The following is a 2,044-nucleotide window of genomic DNA, read 5'->3' as shown; positions in this document are numbered from 1 at the left end:
GGGCGCCGGCACCGGCGAGCTTGCCCTTGTCGACGATGAGATACTCGGTGCGGATCGGTTTCTTGGCGAAGAAATTCTCCAGGATCTCCCGCGTTCCGGCGGCGTAGCGCGTTTGCGCCGAGAGCGTCGTGCCGGAGACATGCGGCGTCATGCCGTGATGCGGCATCGCGCGCCACGGATGATCCTGCGGCGCCGGCTGCGGGAACCAGACATCGCCGGCATAGCCCGCGAGCTGCCCGCTCTCCAGTGCGCGCACGATGGCATCGCGGTCTGCGATCTTGCCGCGCGCGGTATTCACGATGTAACTGCCGCGCTTCATCATGCCGATGAGCTTGTCGTTGAACATGTGCTCGGTCTCCGGATGCAACGGCGCGTTGATGGTCACCACGTCGCAAACCTTCACCAGCGATTCGACATTCGGGTGGTAGGTGAGATCGAGCTCCTGCTCGACCTCCTTCGGCAGGCGATGCTTGTCGGTATAATGCAGCTTGACGCCGAACGGCTTCAGCCGGCGCAACACCGCAAGGCCGATGCGGCCGGCGGCAACGGTGCCGACATTCATGCCTTCGAGATCGTAGGCGCGCTCGATGCTATCGGCGATGTTCCAGCCGCCCTTCACCACCCATTGATAGGAGGGGATGTAATTGCGCACGAGCGACAGGATCATCATCACCACATGCTCGGCGACGCTGATCGAGTTCGAATAGGTAACCTCCGCCACGGTGATGCCGCGTTCCATGGCGGCCTCGAGATCGACATGATCGGAGCCGATGCCGGCGGTGATGGCGAGCTTCAAGTTCTTCGCCTTGGCGATGCGCTCCTTCGTCAGATAGGCAGGCCAGAACGGCTGCGAGATCACCACGTCGGCGTCGTCGAGCTCCTTGTCGAAGGTCGAGTTGGCGCCTTCTTTATCGGACGTCACGACGAGGGTATGCCCCGCGTCTTCGAGAAACTTACGCAAGCCAAGTTCGCCGGACACGCTGCCTAGTAGCTCGCCGGGCTTGAAGTCGATCTTGCTGGGCGTGGGCGCGGTCTGACCGCCGGGATAGGAATCGATCTTGGGGATCGCGTCGCGGGCATATTTCTTCGGGTGGCCGCCGACCGGATCGGGGTAGAGAACGGCTAATATCTTGGCCATGTCGTTACTCCTTGCTGAAGGGCGGGCAGAAGGGCGCACGTCCGCCATGCGCGCATGGCGAAACGGCAACGACCTGCATGCATGCCGTTGTTGTCTGCTGAGGGGGCGTGAAGGGTTCGCGCCGGTCCTCGCGTTTCCTCGGGCCGGCTCGCGCGTTATGACGGTCGCGCAGTTTTGTTACCGACGCTGCGACCTTTGGTCGTGTGGGGGTCGAGATCAAGAGGCATTACCGAAACGGCTGATAGGCAGGCCCTATCGACACCCCTGCTATGGACAAACGTCCGGCGCCTTGGAATGGTTCGAGAAGCCGGAACGCTTTTGGATAAAGGAAAAACATGCCTCTGCCGAAGACATTGGTTGATGGGTATTTACGCTATCGCCGCGACCGCCATCCCCTGGATCGAGGCCGCTCTGAGCAGCTTGCGGATCTAGGGCAGGCCCCGACCGCGATGGTGATCGCCTGCTGCGACGCGCGGGTCGACGTGTCGGCGATCTTCGATGCCGAGCCCGGCGATCTGTTCATCTTGCGCAACGTTGCCAATCTCGTCCCGCCTTACGAACCGGAAGGCATGTATCACGGCACGAGCGCTGCGGTGGAATTTGCCGCGCTCGTTCTGAAGGTGCCGCACATCATCGTGCTCGGACATTCGCATTGCGGCGGCGTCAACGCATATCGGCAGTCGGTCAGGGACAAGGTGCCGGAGCATGGCTTCATCGGGCGCTGGCTCACGCTGCTCGACAATCTCAAGGTCGTAGACACGGACATCTTCGCTTCTGGAGACGAGATCGCGTTCGAATTTGCCGCCATCCGCTCCTCGATCGCCAATCTCCGCACCTTCCCGTTCATTCGCAACCGCGAGGAGGAAGGTCTGCTCGCCCTCAACGGACTGCATTTCGACATTGGGA

Annotated in this window: 2 protein-coding genes; one reads left to right on the top strand and one right to left on the bottom strand. The window is 61.7% G+C overall.

The window, feature by feature from the left end:
• Positions 1-1,138: NAD-dependent formate dehydrogenase (locus tag ACR2J1_RS09845; protein ID WP_434019151.1), on the bottom strand; the 1,138-nt coding region annotated here is incomplete at its 3' end.
• A gap of 335 nt (positions 1,139-1,473) precedes the next feature.
• Here ACR2J1_RS09845 and ACR2J1_RS09840 point away from each other — a divergent pair.
• The coding region (locus ACR2J1_RS09840; protein ID WP_434019150.1) for a carbonic anhydrase at positions 1,474-2,044 on the top strand (571 nt) is incomplete at its 3' end.

Source organism: Methyloceanibacter sp. (assembly GCF_050999895.1).
In the GTDB taxonomy this organism is placed as follows: domain Bacteria; phylum Pseudomonadota; class Alphaproteobacteria; order Rhizobiales; family Methyloligellaceae; genus Methyloceanibacter.
The sequence above is the reverse complement of the archived record's forward strand: the minus strand, read 5'-3'. Positions and strand labels throughout refer to the sequence as shown.